Below are 19,527 nucleotides of genomic sequence, written 5' to 3'. Positions count from 1 at the left end.
CTCATTGCACTATTTATACAAAAATAATCAACTCAATCAGATCATACCTTGATGTATTCATCATAGAATTTTGATCACAAAATCATGATTTAGCATCAAAAGTATGATCTTTATAACTGCTTTCATAGCATTCGATTTATACTGACCCAACTGATCATTGGAAGAAGTACCAACTTCATATTCAGTGATATGACATTAACCAATAATAATGTCCGTATGACTAACTTGATATTTCATGTGCATTCTTTTCAATCTAGCAGCCAAGTCAGATCGCATCAGGCTTCTTGATCATAACGTCATACTATTGATCCGTATTCTGAATTAAATGTAACAAAGCCCCACCCGCCACAGTTAAACTTTTTGGATCAACCTGATCTAATCGATCACATGCTTTATGATCACACACTGCACGCTCTACCGCACCATTACTTTGCTGATGAAATAAACTCATAGAAGTTACTGGGACTTTACCCAAAAATGATGCAGCATCACTATCTGTCAAACTTGACATATCGTCTACAAGATCTGAATTTTGTGATTTCATAAATTCTCTTAGACTATTTTTTAATGCTAAATCTTTTGGATTAGGGGGAAGATCAGAAACCTCATCTGTCAATAATCGATCCATATCCTTAATCTCTTTTTGATCCTGTTTACTGTCTAGAACTTTTTCCTCTTTTTTAAGTGCTGCTTGGTTAACATCCGAATTAGCCAGTAACATAATCGGATTTTTTGTTCCCACCATATTGACATTAATATAAGCCCGAATCGTTTTTAGTTGTTGTGGACTTAACTGATCAACATAGGCTTTTGAGCCTGCTTTTCCTGCCTCACCAGCATCCCAAAATGCCAAATAAATGGTTTGTTTAGGTTTAATTTTTGCTAGATGCAATTGATTCATCAATTCAAGTAACAAAGCAACACCTGAAGCATTATCATTGATTCCAGGCCCTGTTTTAACTGAATCATAATGTGCCCCAATAATGATAGAGGAATCCTCATTTTGTCCTGGAATTTTAACCAAAATATTCTGTCCAACGATATGGCTATTACTTTTAAAAGGCTGTATTTGCACCGGATAATCAAACAGCTTTGCTTGGCTAATAATATATTGTGCACTGGCCTGATCACCAGAAGTACCCACAGCACGATTACCCTTATTTTGCGTTGCAATATTTTGCAATGCCTGTAAGTGCTTGATCATTTTATTTGGATCTAATGTGATCGATTTCTCCAGATTAATCTCTGCACTCTTTTGAACATGCTGATCTGAACGTGCTTGATGTTTGCTTGAATTTTGCTGCTGATTATTTTGATGACATGCTGCAAGTCCCAAACTACAGCTTAAGGTCAATATGGAGACCAAAAATTTATATTTCATAACCATTACTCGCCTAATTTATTATGCTATAGCGCTGTATGTAAGTATTACGCAAAGCGCCACAGGACTCTTTATAGGTTTTAATAGCTGAACGTTATTATTAAGTAAAAATTATCAATCAATGGCAATAATTAACATTGGTTAAATTATAACAACTTAAGCTTGAGTGATGATTGATATTGATTAAAAATACATATAAAAACAATCTTATAGTTATTTTGATAAACTTTACAATATGTTAAATATTGTATCTACAATGTGTTGAAAATGACCTCAAGCTGGTTCTCTGCTGCTCTTTATGATGATTTCAGCTCATTTTAACCACAAAAGCAACTGGCCATCCTATCTCCAAATACCCTCATTAGGAAATAGGATATTGCCATCTACTCAACCCCTGAAATCTAACTAATTAAAAGCACCACCACCATTCCCCATAATGTTAATAAGGTATTACTCACGGCATATGGAACGGTATAGCCCAACATCGGAACATTACTTTTGGCCACTTCAGCAACCATCGCAACGGAAGCTGTACTGGTTCTTGAACCACCACAACATCCCAAATTAATCGCTGGATCAAATTTAAAAATATATTTGCCAATCAATGGTGCCAATAACATAGGAACACTGGTAACAAAAACACCCCAGAAGAACATTTCAAAGCCCACTTGTTGTACGCCAGCAATAAATGTAGGCCCTGCGGTAATCCCAACAACAGCAATAAAAATGTTAAGTCCTACAGAATTCATAAACCAGAGTGTGGCACTTGGCACACTACCGAGCTTGGGCTGAAAACTGCGTAACCATCCGAAAAATATACCGGAAATTAATGCACCACCAGAAGTTGATAAGGTAATTGGTACGCCATGTACAGGCAATACAATTGCTCCCACCAAACCACCGATCACAATACCAAAACCAACAAACACCATATCGGTTACACTGGTTGGACGGTCTGCAAATCCATAAGCTTTCACAGCTTTTTCAACATTTTTTTGCGTACCGCTAATTGAGAGAATATCGCCACGATAAACTTTGGTTTGTGCAAACACAGGGATATCCACCCCCATAGAGCCTCGACGAATCCGCTTAATAAAAATACCTTTTGCTTCTGGTATTTTCGATAATTCCAGTAGCGTTTTCTTATTGGCATTTTTATTGGTGATAATTACATCAAGTTCTTCAATTGGAATATCAATCAGTTCCTTATCTGCAACTTCGATGGCCTTGTTCGACCAATGAACCAACATTTCATGTTTACCAGAAACAGCTAAAATATCATTAAATTCAAGTACAGTATTTTCATCAAACTGAATTATTTTGCCATTACGTCGAATACGCTCAACAAAAACACGCTCTGGCGCCAATGCTTCTGCTGCTTTAACCGTTTTCCCGACAATACTTTGATCAGACAGTTTTTGATCAGCCAGTTGATAGGCACGAATAATATACTCATGCCATGCTGTTTGCATCCCACCATCAGGGGTACCCATCGACATTTCTTTTTCATAACGTGCACATTCTTGAGCCAGATTAACACGCAGTAATTTAGGACCTAAAAAAGCTAAAATCCAACCCGTACCAATCGTTCCAAAAATATAGGTAATCGCATAAGCAACTGGAATTTTTGCCAGCTCATCCTGAATAGGATAAAAATCCAATTGATTAATGGCATTGGTTGCCAGACCAATAGAAGCTGAAATGGTTTGGGAACCCGCCAATAGACCTGCAGTTAATCCTGGCCCATAACCTGCAATCATTGAGGCAAGATAAATACAGCCTAAACAGAGTAAACAAATTACGACTGCAAATAATGCTTGAGGTAAACCATCACTGGCAATTCCTCGAACAAACTGTGGGCCAACACCAAAGCCAACAGCAAATAGAAACATGATAAAAAATATTGACTTAATTTGAGAGGAAATATCAATACCAATCTGACCAACAATAATCCCGATCAGTAAGGTACCTGTAACAGCACCTAAACTAAACCCCTTAAATTGCCATTGCCCTATCCAAAAACCAAAAGCCAGTGTTAAAAAAATAGCCAATTCAGGATAATTACGTAATGTTTCTGCAAACCAATGAAATATTTCCATACTTCTTTCCCTCGTCTTAATCAGGTTAGGAAACTGCGATAAAAGTCATCTGTATTTGCTTAAAGCATTCTCTGCAGTAAAAAACTTGGGGATGCTAAAACCGGTATTGTCATTCAATAGGTTTTAGCGTCCGTAGTCTTAGATCAAGAACCTTTTAGCTTAGAAAATACCAATGACCTTTAAACCTTTCGCAGCATCGTAGCCATGAACTTCCTTGACATCTAGCTTACGCATAAAGGTGACAACATCAGCTGTAATTACTTGTCCTGGAACCAAAATTGGAAAACCTGGTGGATACGGAATCACAAAATTTGCCGAAATCAATACCTCATCACTGGCCAAAAGCTCATCCAACTTATGATCATTAAGTAAAATAAAACTACAGTTTTCATCGTTATATGCATCATAAAATGCTTGACGGATATTGCCTTGTTTTGATTCTTTCGCTTGACTATCTTTATAACGATCATCAAATCGACTGAAATTTGGTAAATGTGGTACGTCAAAAACCAATGATTGAACTTTATGATCAAAAATAATCTGCTCTTCGTCTTCCTTCAGCTTTTCATCCAGTGTGGTTGAAATTTCCATTAATACTCGCATTAGCGCGGCGACATCACTACGTGTATTATTAATATTTGATTGTAATAACACGCTATTTCGTGAAGTTTTATTAAGCTGAATATTATATTTATTTGCTAACAACTGTTTAAATGTTGTGCCATCAAACCCAGCAGAACCACAGAATAAAGTTAAGCGTGTTGGGTCCAGTAAAAACTCATCCATCTGAATACTTCGTGCAGCGTCCGCCCATGAAACATTAGATGAGGTATAGTCTTTCACGCCACTAACACGAAACTGTTCAGGAACCATTTCCTGATTGGTCAAGATTCTAAAATATTTTGAGATTAAAGGATGATGATTGACCTCACGACGGATCGTTAAGGCGACTTGAATGGCATTATTGACTAAGCCATAACCTTCCAGCTCCATTTGACGACGTGCAATATCCATGGAGGCAATCAACTGTTGATTTGGGCTTGTGGTCGAGTGAGTAAAGATGGCCTCTTTAAAACGCCCTAATAATTTATGATGTAAAACATCATGCGCCAAAATAATTGATCCTTGACGTAAAGCAGACATGGATTTATGAATAGAGTTGGTTTGATAAACACGAACCAAAGCACGATCTGGATCAGGATAAAGACGTGTTTCCAGCAAAGTTTGTTTAGATGGATCCGTACCTAACAGCAGTTGCTGCTCTTGATATAATAGACGTGCTTCCTCACTGCCAAACCAATCAGTAAGTTCATGAGCAGCTCCCATAGCAGTACGCTTACGTAATAAAGGAGACCAATGTGCAAAACCAAACCATGCCTCATCCCACAAGAAGACTAAATCAGGTTTAATCGCTAAACACTCTTCCATAACTAAACGGACATTATAAACTTGACCATCAAAAGTACAGTTGGTGAGATCAACCAACTTAACCCGATCCAATAAACCTTCATCACGTAACGTTAATAATGCCAACTTAATTTCATATAAAGGCACTGCACCATACATTGAATACTCAGTGAGCGGATATGCCTCGACATAATATGGCTGAGCGCCTGCTAAAACACAGCCATAATGATGGGATTTATGACAATTACGATCAATGACAGCAATATCGCCTGGTGCCAATAAAGCCTGTAAAACAATTTTATTACTGGTTGATGTTCCATTGGTGATAAAATAGGCTTCTTTGGCACCAAATGCTTTAGCCGCACGCTCCTGTGATTTTTTAATATTTCCTGTTGGCTCTAATAAACTATCCAAACCACCTGTTGTCGCAGAGCTTTCAGCCAAAAATAAGTTCAAGCCATAAAAATCCCCCATGTCACGGATCCAATTGGACTTAAATACCGATTTACCACGTGCAATCGGTAAGGCATGGAAGGTTGAAATCGGTTTTAATGCATAATTTTTAAGATTATCAAAGAACGGGGTTTCATAACGCTCACGAATCCCTTCAATAATCGATAAATGTAGCTCTAAAGGTTCTTCAACTTGATAAAACACACGGCGAATACACTGGCTCTCAATTGAACTGACAATGTCTTCAACCCCAAAGTCACTGAGTAAATAAATATCCAATTCTGGACGTAAACGATGAATTAATTTCGCCAATTGAATCGCATGGTCTGATTCATCATCACCAAAATCTAGATCAAATGCGACTTTTAAACCGTCAATAATAGAATTTTTTTCATTATTTTCAATGGTAAAACCTTGATACAATACCACAGCATTAATTTGTGCATTTAAAATAATTGCGGTTAATGCATCAATCGCATTCCCGACCACAACCGGTTCATAAAAAAACTTATCTTCCGGACGACGCAATTGTCTCGCCTCATGCACAATATGTTGCCAACGTGAAACCTGATGAGGCACAACACTCAGTACTTCAAAATAAGGCGCATAATTAGAATGGCTAATCGCGGTGGGTAAACGATCTGCGGCGACGGTCTGATCCAAATGTTTTTCATCAAAAATATCAATATCATGCATATATTTTTCAGAAATAATCGCTGTCGCAATAAACTGTGTATGTTTAAGCAGTAATTTATATTCTTGATTTTTTAACAAACTCTCTAATTCATTAATTTTTTCTAAGCTTGGAAAAGCGAAATATTTCTCAATTTTTCTAATATTTGCTAGTTCTCCAGCATATTCTTGCACTACATTTTCTAGCGTTACTGTCGTGGTTGTGGATACAAGTGATCTTGCTTTAGAAAGTAATTCAACCCATAGATCTGCTCTAACAGAAGGTGCGACCAAAAAGTTGCCTAAGAAATGATCTTCACCTTTTACAATATTATTCATGAATTATAATCCTATTTGATCATTATAAAAATTAAGATTTATTAAATGTAAGCCCCTAAATTAATTACACTAAATAAAAAAAATTAACACAATTAAAGCGTATCTTTTTGTATTCTTTAACTCAAATTTAGTTTTATGATGAAAATTGGCAGTGATGCTCATCATTTAAAAGACAAGCTATCGATCCTTATGGTGATGATGAAATTTTTTATTGGTTATTTGATTATCAAGACAGTGGTAAAATATGCTGATCGCTAGAAAGAAAAGGATGTAGCAGTGAATTAAGTAAATTTGCATTTTATGTGATTTTTTTCAATGATGTATATCATCTGCAAAATCATCACCGTAAACTTGAATAGTGACCTCTTTTTTTAGATGCTGGGGAATTAAATCAACATTTTAATTTTTTAAATCTTGACTGCTACCAACATGATCTCGATTCGGTTCTAAAAAAATGTTTCATATCATTATTATTCTAAATAAAACAAAAATTAAGCTAAAATGAGATTTTTAATGTAGAAAAAATAATGTCTCAAATAAAAATTTACGCTTTAAATGAAACCATAGAATTACACCGTGATCATTTAAGTAAAGCGATTCATCAAGCGCTAGTCAAAGAATTAAAATATCCAGAAGAAAAAAAGTTTCAACGCTTTATTCCACTAGAGTCTAAAAATTTTTTATATCCATCAGATCGTAGTACATCTTATATAATTATCGAAATTTCCATGTTTGCTGGAAGAACATCAAAAACTAAAAAAGCATTGATTCAAACGCTTTTTGATAACATCAATAATCTATGTGGCATTGATTCAAATGATATTGAAATAACCATATTTGAAACCCCTAAAGAAAACTGGGGTATTCGAGGAAAAAATGCCGATGAGCTACAATTAAATTATAAGGTCAATGTTTAATTGATCGAAAATGAATATGGTGGAAGAGTTTAAAGCTCTTCCATAGTTAAAATCCACCCAATTTCACCCTATCCATGATATGCCCATCTTAATAAATTAACCTGAAGAATGTCATATTGAATCCACATCGCTTATCAAATCATCACTATTTTTGTCGCATAAAAGCGATAGCTAAACCAGAAAAAATAAACGTTAAACCAGCTCCAATATTTAAGCCAGACATAAACTTCGGCTTAGCGAATAACCATTTGGATAAATAAGAGGAAAAGAATCCCATACTACTAAATCCTAAAGTAGTTAAAATGGCAAACCAAGAACCTAACATAAACATTTGGGTCGTGACTGAACCCAATTCTGGTTGAATAAATTGAGGAATAAATGCCAAAACAAATAAACCAGGTTTGGGATTTAAAGCAGCAGATAAAAATCCTGTAAGAAAGATCGTTTTTAAACTTTGTTTTTCAGTTGTTTGCAGATTAAATAAACCTTTAGATTTTAAAACCTTAATGCCTAACCACACCAGATATAAAGCACCGATTATTTTTACCAAATAAAATGCAAATTCAGACGTTTGAATCAGAAGTGTTAAACCTAGCGTTGCAGTCAACACATGAAATAAAATTCCCATTCCTGAAGCGCAGCCCGAGATCATTGCTGCGAATTTTCCTTGACTCATCCCTCGTCCTATAGACAATAAGTTATCAGCTCCAGGGGCTAATACTAAAATTAAACACGCTAATGTATATGCTAAAAAACTTTCTGGTAAAATCATGCTTGTCTCTTATAAAAAGAATAAACTTAAAACTATTAAAAGCCATATACGATACGTTGAAGAAGTAAAAAATGCATACTATCCACCTTATCTTCAGCTTATGTTTTTTATATTTTTCAATAGGTTGCACTGTTTTAATCCGAAAATATTCACCACAGGCTTAAGACTCACTTAAAACAAGTGCTTTAATTTTTATGGCTTTTTCGAAATGATCTAATTTATGTTGCATGATCCACCAATTTGCTGCTTCCATTAAAAGTTCAGGGTTATCGTTTTTATTGTGGAAAAAGGCATAGAAAGATAAACCAACGTGATCTCCTTTTTGCTTAATTTTCTGATTACATCCATGAATAAACCTTTCTTTTAACTCTGTTCTCATCATTTTAACTTTCTTTAAAATTAGTCTCATATACGTTATATGAAGTTTAAAAAAAATACTATCATTATAATAATTAAAGAAATTTTAATTTTTTCTATTGAGCAGTGCTCAATAGAAAAATAAATTTCCTGTTGTAAATTACACCATCATTTATACATAAGCATCCAACTCTAGCGTTAAGGTCAATATGTAATTCATTCTCTAAACGAGCAAAAAACCATCTACGACTAACATTGATTTTGATATGCTGTGATTATTAAACTCTTAAAATATCAGTAAAATGGAGAAATATTGTTTGCCTAGCTCACTAAATCACATTCTGCCTGTTGCCCTGGTGACTGGTTCCACATCTGGAATTGGCGCTGCGATAGCACGCAGGCTATCTAGCGAAGGATATGCAGTAGTTCTGCACTCACGTAATTCCGTAGAAACTGGAGTTGCTCTAGCCACTGAATTAGGCAAAGCGATTTATATCCAAGCAGATTTATCAAAAGACATTGAAAGGATTAAGCTTATTCAGGAAGCAGTATCTTGGGCCGGTCGACTGGATGTTCTTATTAACAATGCGGGTATTAGTCATATTATTGCCCATGATGATCTTATGAGCGCTTCATCAGCCATATGGAACGAACTATATGAAGTTAACGTCATCGCACCATTTCGACTGGTCGCAGAGGCAGAAAATGCTTTAAGACGCACAGCACAGTACGGTCGAGCAGCTTGTGTCATCAATATAAGTTCACATGCTGGCATTCGACCCAAGGGGGCATCAATTCCTTATGCGGTATCTAAGGCAGCCTTGAATCATACAACTCGCCTGCTTGCCGTAACACTTGCTCCAGATATTAGGGTCAATGCAGTTGCACCAGGTTTGGTCGATACACCTTTAACTCAGGAATGGACTTCTGCCCAACAGCTTTGGCAAGAACGCTCACCCATGCATAGAGCAGCCCAACCAGAAGATATTGCCCAAATCGTTTCCATGTTGGTCGCTTCAGATTATCTTACAGGAGAAATTTTATTGGCAGACGGTGGACTAAATCTGACATAGTAATCGACTAAAAATCGCGTACAACAGGTTTATATTAATATCTACTATTTTACAATTTGGCCGATATTTTTTATGCAAACAATTAAATGGAATAGCGCTGTAGAATGTGAGTTAAGCGGTCATGAGGTAGTTAATTGCACGAGAAAACAACTTAAATCAGCAATTGCTTAACATTATCTAAATCCTAACATGTATGCATTCAGACTTGATCTGACAATGAGCCAGACATACTTAATCATTTCCGTATTCACATCGTTTAGGTCAATCTATGTCGTACCGTCATAGCACTGTCACTTAATTTTTGGCATGATACAGAATAAATAATTTGAATAATGATGAAACATGTACATGAGATGGCTGGAACTTTTATCTACAGTTCGTATAGGCAGTAAAAAACAAACCACGGAACAGGCACGAAGTCCGTTCCATAAGGATTATGACCGTATTATTTTTTCAAATAGTTTCCGTCAACTTAATCGAAAAACTCAAGTTCATCCTTTAACACAACATGATGGTATTCATACCCGCCTAACACACTCTTTAGAAGTATCCTGTATTGGTCGTTCTTTAGGCATGCTTGCTGCTGAAAAGATCAAAGATCAACTTCCAGTATGGATTTCACCAGCGGATATTGGTGCCATTATCCAAGCCGCATGTCTAGCACATGATATTGGCAATCCACCTTTTGGTCATTCTGGTGAGTATGCTATCCGTGAATGGTTTGACGACGTTTCACACACCAATTTTTTAAATGATCTAAGTCCTGAACAAGAAGCAGATGTCCGTCAATTTGAGGGTAATGCACAAGGATTAAGATTATTGACTAAAATTGACTACCATCCTCACGATGGTGGAATGCGCTTGACCTACGCCACTTTAGGAGCATATTTAAAATACCCTTGGTTATCAAAAACCATTGCTTCACAAGGTAATATCCCTGCCAGTCACCGCGCAAAATTTGGCTGCTATCAAGCCGAAAAGAACATCCTACAACAAATTGCAACACAGCTCGGCCTGATTCAATTGGCAGAAAACCAATTTTGTCGCCATCCGCTTACTTACCTGCTGGAAGCAGCAGATGATATTTGCTATGCACTAATTGATTTAGAAGATGGTATTACACTTAACATGTTATCGTATCATGAAGTCGAACCTATCTTTTTAGACTTAATTGATGATTATGGCACGCCAAGTGAACTCAGTATGCCCAACATGACCTGGCAACAGAAAATTGCCGCTTTACGTGGCCGAGTGATGAAGCGATTGGTGGATGAGGTAACGACAGCATTTGCTAAACAACATGATCAAATTTTGTCCGGACAATTAAAAGGCTGCCTTTTGGATTATTGTTCAGCTGATATTGCAGTTGGAATCGATCGTGCCAAAGCACTGGCCCGTGAAAAAATTTTTGAACATCCACAAAAAGCTGGGTTAGAAATTATCGGACACCAAAGCCTACAAACCATTCTCGATGCCTTTATCCCCTTAACAATACCCGATAAAACACTCAATTTTAAAGAACAACGTTTAATGGCGATTCTATATCGTTCTGGTGCTCACTTCCAACTGAATCACTATGAAAATATCATGCAGGTTCTTGATATTATTTCAAAATTTTCTGATCATCAGGCATATCAATTATCCCAAGAATTAAGAGGCAATAAAATGGGCATGCTTTAAAACCACGCTGAATCATCAACCCAATAATCCCTCTAACTAAAATATACTCAATATGTACGTGTTCAGGAAGTAAGCCTAAAATAAGGGTTATTTTGCATTTCATCTCAATGATCACTAATATCGAGTAATGAATAAATAAGTGAATAACAGAAATGATTGGATGTTTAATCGGGGAAATCCTCGCGTTGGAAGCACCAACGATCGTGCTGAATGTAAATGGTATTGGCTATGAAATAGATACCCCCTTATCTACATTTTGCCAGTTACATAAAGGGCAGAAAATCACCCTTTGGACGCATTTAACCGTTCGCGAAGATGCCCATTTATTGTATGGCTTCCTTGATCAAAGAGAAAAGCTGCTCTTTCGCACGCTACTTAAAGTCAATGGTGTCGGCCCTAAAATGGCACTGGCAATTTTATCAACACTCAGTGTTGAAATGCTGGTTCATACAGTTGAGATAGAAGATATTAACAGCTTGGTCAAAGTTCCCGGTGTGGGTAAGAAGACCGCTGAACGCTTGATTATCGAATTACGTGATCGTTTTAAAGCACTCTCCAGCAATCAGGCATCCACAAACTTAGCGATTGAGCCGATCATCTTTACTGGTAGTAGTGCAATTGCAGAAGCAGAAGCGGCTTTACAGTCTTTAGGCTATAAACCATTAGAAGCACAAAAAATGGTTCAAGCAGCCAAAGGTGATTTTACCGAAGCCAGTGATATCATTCGTGCAGCCTTAAAATCAATGAATCGATAGCCTTGCGATTGCATATTGCTAAAATGATACTGAACCAGCATGTCATACCATTACCAATGAAAAATATATTATCTCTCCTCCCCATGACCTTTTTAAAAGCAATGAGCTAAATGATATCAACATGCAAGAACGTTTAATTAGTGGTTTAGAAAAACCTGAAGATCATTATGATCGCGCCATTCGCCCGACTTCTCTAGATGACTATATTGGTCAACCTATCGTACGCGAACAAATGGAAATATTTATTGGTGCTGCACGAGGTCGTGGCGAGGCTTTAGATCATACCTTGATTTTTGGCCCACCAGGATTGGGAAAAACAACACTTGCCAATATTATTGCACGTGAAATGGGAGGAAGTCTTAAATCCACTTCTGGTCCAGTATTGGAACGTGCTGGTGATTTAGCTGCAATGCTGACCAATCTAGAAGAAGGTGATGTCTTATTTATTGATGAAATTCATCGCCTTTCTCCTGTGATTGAAGAAATTCTTTATCCTGCCATGGAAGACTATCAACTGGATATCATGATTGGCGAAGGTCCAGCGGCACGTTCAATTAAGCTTGATTTACCACCTTTTACCTTGGTTGCGGCAACAACCCGTGCAGGATTATTGACATCACCTTTGCGTGATCGCTTTGGTATTGTACAACGCCTTGAGTTTTACTCTGTCGAAGATTTAACCCATATTGTGAGCCGTTCTGCACAGTTAATGGATGTACCTATTACATTTGATGGTGCAAAAGAAATTGCACGTCGTGCGCGTGGTACGCCACGTATTGTCAATCGATTATTGCGTCGTGTACGTGATTATGCACAAGTTAAAGGCCATGGTGAAGTCACCCAAGATATGGCTCAACGTGCACTTGATATGCTCAATGTCGATAAATCAGGACTAGATACCTTAGATCGTCGTTATTTATCAATGCTATTAGAGCGTTTTGATGGCGGACCTGGCGGTGTTGAAGCATTAGCGGCAGCAATGGCTGAAGATGCAGGAACCTTGGAGGATGTCATCGAACCTTATTTAATTCAACAAGGTTATGTGATGCGTACCGCACGTGGCCGTATTGCAACACATATGGCTTACCTACAATTCGGCCTTACCCCACCAGAAAACAAGGATCGATAATTGGGGTGATATCGTCAATCATCACCGCTAAAATAGCCATGATGCATCATATCGTCATCGATGATTTATTTTAATCGTAGATGACGTACAATATACAGCGACATCATCTTAAAATAGTAAGTACCCCTATTTATTATGCAAAACTTACGCCGCGAGCTTAAACAACAACGCAAACGAATTAATCGATCTCAACAACTTAAGGCTGAAACACAAGTATTCAACCAATTAAAACGCCTTGCATCATTTAAAACTGCACAGCATGTTGGGGTTTATTTAGATGCATTTGGTGAAATCCGTACACAAAAAATTATTGCATATGCCTTGGCTTGCAAAAAAAAAGTTTATTTACCTTGTATTTGTAACATGAATCAACGTTTGGTGTGGATTGCTATTAGCCCACAACAATTCAGAAACAAGCGTTTTACAATGCATCGTTTAGGTATGCAACAACCACAAGCAACACGTGGTCAAAGTGTGGTAAAACTGGACTTATTATTACTGCCATTATTGGCCTGTGATGCTGCTGGAACACGCATGGGAATGGGAGGAGGATTTTACGATCGCACACTCGCCTTTGCCAAACAGCATAAACCCTTCCGTTTAGGTTTAGCACATCATTTTCAATTCATTCCCAAGACATTAATTCGACAAAAATGGGATCAGCCCCTACATGCACTACTCACGCCCAATCAATTTATTCGATTTAAATATCATCTTTAAAACTTTATGTTTAATCGCGTGATTGGTTTTAACTTAAATCGATATACTGGTATGTCTATTCACAATATCTATATTTGCTATCATAAACATGAAGTTGAATTTTTGTGCATCATAAAAAATCCTTCTTTTTAGGTCAAGATTATTTTTAGCGACCTAAAAGAATGAAAATAATCAATTTTATCCTATTTTTTATACAATTTATTCAAAATGACCCTTGTAATTTAAAAAAGAGTAATCACTATAAAAGGCATGGCAACATTGTTGTCACTCATTAGGAGTGCCCATGTCTGAAATTATTATGAATGAAGAAACCTTAGAGCTTCAGGTTCCAAGCGTGTTACCACTTTTAGCATTACGTGATGTGGTGGTATATCCACACATGCAAATTGCGCTATTTGTCGGTCGTGAAAAATCGATCAACGCAGTTGATGTGGCTCGTAACAGTGACAATTTAGTATTTGTAGTTGCGCAAAAAGATTCGCTTACAGAAGAAATTGATCATGACAACTTATATCAATATGGTACTGTGGCTAAGATCGTACAAGTTGTAAATCACGAGAATGATGAAAACTGCATTAAAGTTTTGATTGAAGGCTTACACCGTTCAAAATTGGTCAAAATTATTGACAACGACGATTATTTATCGGCGGAACATGCATTAAGTCCAATGACTGTCGATATTGACAGTAATACTCAAGCAACACAGATTCAAGAATTACGTACCTTGTTTGCGCAATATGCTGAAGCAAAATTACGTAATGCGCGTGAACTTATTGCAGCTGCGAATAAAATTGATGATCTATTACAATTATTATTCTTTGTTGCTACTCGAGTCCCGCTTAATATTGATATCAAACAAAAATATCTAGAACACAACGAGTTTCAAGCACATTTAACTGAACTCATGACCTACTTGTTGCAGCAATCTGAAGAACAACAGATTGAGCAAACATTGCATGATTCTGTTAAACGTCAAATGGAAAAAAACCAGCGCGAATACTTCCTCAATGAAAAAATGAAAGTTATTCAGCGCGAACTTTCCGATATGAATGGCGGTGCAGAAGATGATGTTTCTGAAATTGAACGTCGCCTAGCAGAGGCTGATTTGCCTGAGCATGTGCGTAAAAAAGCAGAGGCTGAATTTCGTAAACTCAAAGCGATGCAACCTGCATCCAGTGAAGCTGCTGTCGTCCGTAATTATTTAGAGGTGATTTTAGATACGCCTTGGAATACGGCTAGTAAAGTCAGCATCAACTTAAATAAAGCACAAGAAATTTTAGATACCGATCATTATGGTCTAGATGATGTAAAAGATCGTATTGTTGAATATCTTGCTGTACAGTCTCGTGTTAAAAAATTACGCGGCCCTATTTTATGTCTAGTGGGTCCTCCAGGTGTCGGAAAAACTTCGCTGGGCGAATCTATTGCAAAAGCAACAGGACGTGAATTTGTTCGTATGGCACTTGGTGGTGTACGCGATGAAGCTGAAATTCGTGGCCATCGTCGCACTTATATTGGTGCGATGCCAGGTAAAATTGTGCAATCCTTAACGAAAGTGGGCGTAAAAAATCCATTATTCTTATTGGATGAAATTGATAAAATGGCACAAGATTATCGTGGTGATCCAGCTTCAGCATTGCTTGAAGTTCTAGATCCATCACAAAATGATAAATTTAATGACCATTATTTAGATCTTGATTTGGATCTCTCTGAAGTCATGTTTATTTGTACAGCCAATAGTATGAATATTCCTGAAGCCTTACTGGATCGTATGGAAGTCATTCGTCTACCAGGTTATACAGAAGATGAAAAGGTCAATATTGCTGAACGCTATTTAGTGCCAAAAGCAATTAAGAATAATGGGTTACGTGCTAAAGAATTAACCATTCATGAACAGGCAATTCGTGATATTGTCCAACGTTATACCCGTGAAGCAGGTGTCCGTAGCTTAGAACGTGAAGTGGCTAAAATTGCACGTAAAGTCGTTAAAGAAGCTGTGAGCAAAAAAGCCAAGAATTTACAAATCGATGTCAATTCTGAAAATCTTCCAAACTATCTTGGTCCGCATAAATTTGACTTTGGTATGGCTGAGGAAGAGGCGCAGGTTGGCCGTGTTAATGGTTTGGCATGGACATCTGTGGGTGGTGAATTACTCACGATTGAAGTTGCCGCAGTTAAGGGTAAAGGTAAGTTTATTACCACAGGCTCACTTGGCGATGTCATGAAAGAGTCTATTACCGCAGCAATGACTGTAGTACGTACACGGGCTGATGAATTGGGCATTGAAGCATCACGCTTTGAAGAAACAGATGTCCATGTTCATTTACCAGAAGGAGCAACACCTAAAGATGGCCCATCTGCTGGTTTAGCTTTAACAACTGCATTAATTTCTGCCTTTACAGGCATTGCGATCCGTCCTGATATTGCCATGACAGGTGAAACCAGTTTAGGTGGTCGTGCAATGCGTATTGGCGGTTTAAAAGAAAAACTGCTGGCAGCACATCGTGGTGGCATTAAGCTGGTCTTTATTCCACAAGATAATGTCCGTGACTTAAGTGAAATACCTGAAAATGTTAAAGCCGGTCTGGAAATTAAAGCAGTTAAATCAATTGATGACATTTTACCTTTGGCCTTAACATCAATGCCAAAACCATTGGTACCACCGATTGTAAAACCGCTTGATGAAGCTAAAGCTGCTCGTCATTGATTTAGATTGTATCTTCAGCTTGATAAAAACCTGAGGTCTTAAACCTCAGGTTTTTTTAATGCTGTTCTATGATGGGATACATCATTGATGCAAATCTCAGTGAATATAATAAATTCTGTACAAAATATGCAGTAACTCATCTCAACACTAATAATCTATGTCAATATAACCCACTAAAATTAATGATATTGAATAATAAAATTTAAAAAGCCGTCTATTTACGCTTGATATCATCTTGCTCATCGCATACGAAGCGTATCAAGAGCGGTCTTATCGCGGGAGCAAAATCATGTTATCTGAAATCGCGACATTATGGCAACAATGTACACACTGGCTTGGACAACATGCGATCCTCCCCCTGCTTGATCAATTCCATATTACCCAGTACACCAATGCCCCTTCAGAAATTGCTGCCACCTTAATGATAGGAGCATTACAACTTCTAATTATTGCAATTATTTTCAGGCCTTTAGAACAATTCATTCCTGCTGAAAAATGGTCACATCGGCGTGATGCAGCAATTGATTTTCATTTAACATGGTTAATGCTCATCGGTTTATTGCCATTGTTTGCTTTTTTAATTTTAACGCCAGCCATCAATTATTTAAGTAACTTTTCACCAAGCACAACAACTGAAACATTATGGAGTATTCGCACGCATTTTCCTTGGCTAACAGAATACCCATGGCTATTTTTTATACTGTACTATTTGAGTTATGATTGCGTATATTACTGGATGCATCGGCTTCAGCATGCACTACCTTGGTGGTGGGCAATGCATAGTTTGCATCACAGCCAACGGCAACTCAATTGCTGGAGTAATGATAGAACCAACTATTTAGATGGTATCTTGCAATCATTTGTGTTGGCGGCTGTCGGAATTTTATGGGGAGTATCTGCTGAAGAATTCGTATGGCTACTGTTATTAGGAGAGTTGGTACAAAACTTTTCACATGCCAATGTCCGTATTGGTTTTGGCAAAGTACTGGGTAAGATCTTAGTCAGTCCAGAATTTCATCGCTTGCACCATATGGATTTCGTACCAAACAAACCTACACTGCATCACTGTAATTTTGGGCAAGTGTTTGCCATTTGGGATGTGATTTTCAGAACGGCTTTATATGATGAACCAGTACATCCAACAGGCGTACGTGGTAATAAAATGGTCGATATTGACAATCAAAAAGGGATCATCGGTATTCAAATCGAATCCCTCAAACGTTTTTGGGGCAGTATTCGCTGTTTAGATGGTTGGCGTTTGGGCGGTGTGATTTTTAATCAGCATTATCGTCCAATCCATATGAAAAAAAAGACCCAACAACAGAAAAAATAAGTCATTTTTACAGCTATCATCTCTGCTTGAAGTAGCAGCGAAAGAACATCAATCCGTCCCTTTTGGTTATAATGGTATTTTGCTGCAACACGGTATGTGCTTCATGAAAATTCGTATACTCACTATTGGTCAAAAAATGCCAGCTTGGGTACTGACTGGCTTTGAAGATTATTTCAAACGTATACAACCTTTTGTACAAACACAATTGATTGAACTGCCTATGGCAAAACGCGGGAAAAATGATTCTGAAGCAGATATTTTAAAATATCGTCAAATTGAAGGTGATAGTATTTTAAATGCATTAAAATCCAATGAAATACTGATTGCATTAGAAGTCGGTGGACGTGAATTTAGCACTGAAAAACTTGCTGAAACCATGAAAAGCTGGATGCTTGAAGGTCAAGATATCGTATTAGCAATTGGTGGCCCTGATGGTCATTCACAAACTGTACGTCAAGCAGCAGCATGGCACTGGTCATTATCCAAACTCACATTACCTCATCCACTGGTTCGTGTAATGTTGATTGAACAATTGTATCGAGCGATGACGATCAATCACAATCATCCTTATCATCGTGCAGGTTAAAACCCAATACCTTTTACGATTCAGATCTACTATGCGTTATGTTTATAGAACGATCTGTTCATGACATGACATTTTTCTCAATGATTGGCTTAGGCACAATAGTTGTATATTTAATATTAGGCATAAATCATGAATTTACAAACACTTCCAGGTTTATTTATCTCTCATGGTTCTCCCATGCTTGCACTTAATCCAGAGCAAGTTGGTCCAGCATTATTGCGTCTAAGTCTTAACCTTCCCTCTCCTCAAGCCATTATCATCATGTCTGCGCACTGGGAAAGTCAGGCCTTAGAAGTCAGTACAGCACGTCGTCCCGAAACATGGCATGACTTTAGAGGATTCCCCGAAGCGCTTTATCAAATCCATTACCCTGCACCAGGTCAACCCGAACTTGCAGAACAAATTTTACGTTTACTGCTCGACGCAGGTTTTAGTGCACATGCCAATAGTACTCGACCACGTGATCATGGTGTCTGGATGCCGTTATTACATATGTACCCAAGCGCAGAAATTCCAGTCATTGAAATTTCTTTGCCAATGCATATGACCTCAACGGAGATTTATCAGATTGGGCAAACTTTAGCAGTTTTGCGGCAACAGCAAATTTTATTGATTGGTTCTGGTAGCATTACCCATAATCTTAGAGAATTATCATGGGATGGTCAGAATAATCATGTTCCTGAGTGGGCATCAGGCTTTCGTAACTATGTGGTACAACAATTGACCCACAATCATCATGATGCCATTTTAGACTATCAAACGATTCCTTACTTAAGCCGTAATCATCCAACACTAGAACACCTTAATCCATTATTTTTCGCCATGGGCACAGGACCACGTTTTAGTCTTGTGCATAGCAGTTTTAGTATGGGCGCTCTAGGTATGGATATTTATCGATTTGACTAATAGAATCTGACCGCTCGGCAAAAATAATGATGAGAAAATAAACTGATTTACCACAATCTGTCAGCCGCTTTGAGTACTTTTTTTAGCGCTACACAAAGTTAGGCCATATTACAAAAAATCAATTTCAGGTAGATGAGCCACAGCGTTATTATAGATATTTAGATTTATACAACGCTTTTACACTCATCTATCTGGATCACAAAGCAACCTTTAAGCACAGAGCTATGGATTTAATGATCGT

At 37.5% G+C, this 19,527-nt stretch carries 15 protein-coding genes; 10 read left to right on the top strand and 5 right to left on the bottom strand.

What is annotated here, in order from left to right; all coding sequences use genetic code 11:
• Window positions 1-301: 301 nt before the first annotated feature.
• The 3 genes from QSG86_RS08740 to QSG86_RS08730 form a co-directional block, all read right to left on the bottom strand.
• Window positions 302-1,381, bottom strand: coding sequence for a M28 family metallopeptidase (locus tag QSG86_RS08740; RefSeq protein WP_317031134.1), 1,080 nt, complete (start codon window positions 1,379-1,381; stop codon window positions 302-304).
• A 401-nt stretch (window positions 1,382-1,782) separates the two neighbouring features.
• Window positions 1,783-3,480, bottom strand: coding sequence for an aspartate-alanine antiporter (aspT, locus tag QSG86_RS08735; protein ID WP_317031133.1), 1,698 nt, complete (start codon window positions 3,478-3,480; stop codon window positions 1,783-1,785).
• 159 nt (window positions 3,481-3,639) lie between these two features.
• On the bottom strand, window positions 3,640-6,351 hold the full coding sequence (locus QSG86_RS08730; protein WP_317031132.1) for an ornithine decarboxylase: 2,712 nt from the start codon (window positions 6,349-6,351) through the stop codon (window positions 3,640-3,642).
• Between the two features lie 527 nt (window positions 6,352-6,878).
• On the opposite strand from QSG86_RS08730, the gene QSG86_RS08725 reads away from it, so the two are divergent.
• On the top strand, window positions 6,879-7,268 hold the full coding sequence (locus QSG86_RS08725; RefSeq protein ID WP_317031131.1) for a tautomerase family protein: 390 nt from the start codon (window positions 6,879-6,881) through the stop codon (window positions 7,266-7,268).
• 145 nt (window positions 7,269-7,413) lie between these two features.
• Here the strand turns inward: QSG86_RS08725 and QSG86_RS08720 are convergent, their stop codons facing one another.
• A complete protein-coding gene (locus QSG86_RS08720) occupies window positions 7,414-8,040 on the bottom strand; it encodes a LysE family translocator (RefSeq protein ID WP_317031130.1) in 627 nt (208 codons plus the stop codon).
• A 160-nt stretch (window positions 8,041-8,200) separates the two neighbouring features.
• Window positions 8,201-8,419: a DUF6500 family protein gene (locus QSG86_RS08715; protein WP_317032714.1), complete on the bottom strand. Its 219-nt coding sequence runs from the start codon at window positions 8,417-8,419 to the stop codon at window positions 8,201-8,203.
• Between the two features lie 295 nt (window positions 8,420-8,714).
• Between QSG86_RS08715 and QSG86_RS08710 the strand changes: the two genes are divergently transcribed.
• The 9 genes from QSG86_RS08710 to QSG86_RS08670 all read left to right on the top strand — a co-directional run bounded on the left by QSG86_RS08710 (window position 8,715) and on the right by QSG86_RS08670 (window position 19,286).
• Window positions 8,715-9,470: an SDR family oxidoreductase gene (locus QSG86_RS08710; RefSeq protein WP_317031129.1), complete on the top strand. Its 756-nt coding sequence runs from the start codon at window positions 8,715-8,717 to the stop codon at window positions 9,468-9,470.
• Window positions 9,471-9,812: 342 nt separating this feature from the next.
• Window positions 9,813-11,150 (top strand): deoxyguanosinetriphosphate triphosphohydrolase, encoded by a 1,338-nt coding sequence (locus QSG86_RS08705; protein WP_317031128.1) that lies wholly within the window; start codon window positions 9,813-9,815, stop codon window positions 11,148-11,150.
• Between the two features lie 152 nt (window positions 11,151-11,302).
• On the top strand, window positions 11,303-11,905 hold the full coding sequence (gene ruvA, locus QSG86_RS08700; RefSeq protein WP_317031127.1) for a Holliday junction branch migration protein RuvA: 603 nt from the start codon (window positions 11,303-11,305) through the stop codon (window positions 11,903-11,905).
• A gap of 121 nt (window positions 11,906-12,026) precedes the next feature.
• Window positions 12,027-13,034 carry a Holliday junction branch migration DNA helicase RuvB gene (gene ruvB / locus QSG86_RS08695; RefSeq protein ID WP_317031126.1) on the top strand — a complete coding sequence of 336 codons (1,008 nt, stop codon included), beginning with the start codon at window positions 12,027-12,029 and terminating at the stop codon, window positions 13,032-13,034.
• 135 nt (window positions 13,035-13,169) lie between these two features.
• Complete coding sequence (locus QSG86_RS08690; protein ID WP_317031125.1) at window positions 13,170-13,754, top strand: 5-formyltetrahydrofolate cyclo-ligase; 585 nt, start codon at window positions 13,170-13,172, stop codon at window positions 13,752-13,754.
• A gap of 283 nt (window positions 13,755-14,037) precedes the next feature.
• Window positions 14,038-16,461 carry an endopeptidase La gene (gene lon / locus QSG86_RS08685; RefSeq protein WP_317031124.1) on the top strand — a complete coding sequence of 808 codons (2,424 nt, stop codon included), beginning with the start codon at window positions 14,038-14,040 and terminating at the stop codon, window positions 16,459-16,461.
• A gap of 289 nt (window positions 16,462-16,750) precedes the next feature.
• On the top strand, window positions 16,751-17,794 hold the full coding sequence (locus tag QSG86_RS08680; RefSeq protein WP_317031123.1) for a sterol desaturase family protein: 1,044 nt from the start codon (window positions 16,751-16,753) through the stop codon (window positions 17,792-17,794).
• Window positions 17,795-17,897: 103 nt separating this feature from the next.
• The gene (gene rlmH / locus QSG86_RS08675; protein WP_317031122.1) at window positions 17,898-18,380 is read left to right on the top strand and encodes a 23S rRNA (pseudouridine(1915)-N(3))-methyltransferase RlmH; all 483 of its coding nucleotides are present in this window, start codon (window positions 17,898-17,900) and stop codon (window positions 18,378-18,380) included.
• A gap of 129 nt (window positions 18,381-18,509) precedes the next feature.
• Window positions 18,510-19,286, top strand: coding sequence for a class III extradiol ring-cleavage dioxygenase (locus QSG86_RS08670; protein ID WP_317031121.1), 777 nt, complete (start codon window positions 18,510-18,512; stop codon window positions 19,284-19,286).
• The last annotated feature ends 241 nt before the right edge of the window (window positions 19,287-19,527 follow it).

This window comes from Acinetobacter sp. SAAs474, assembly GCF_032823475.1.
GTDB lineage: Bacteria > Pseudomonadota > Gammaproteobacteria > Pseudomonadales > Moraxellaceae > Acinetobacter.
This window is presented reverse-complemented; position numbering and strand designations above follow the sequence as displayed.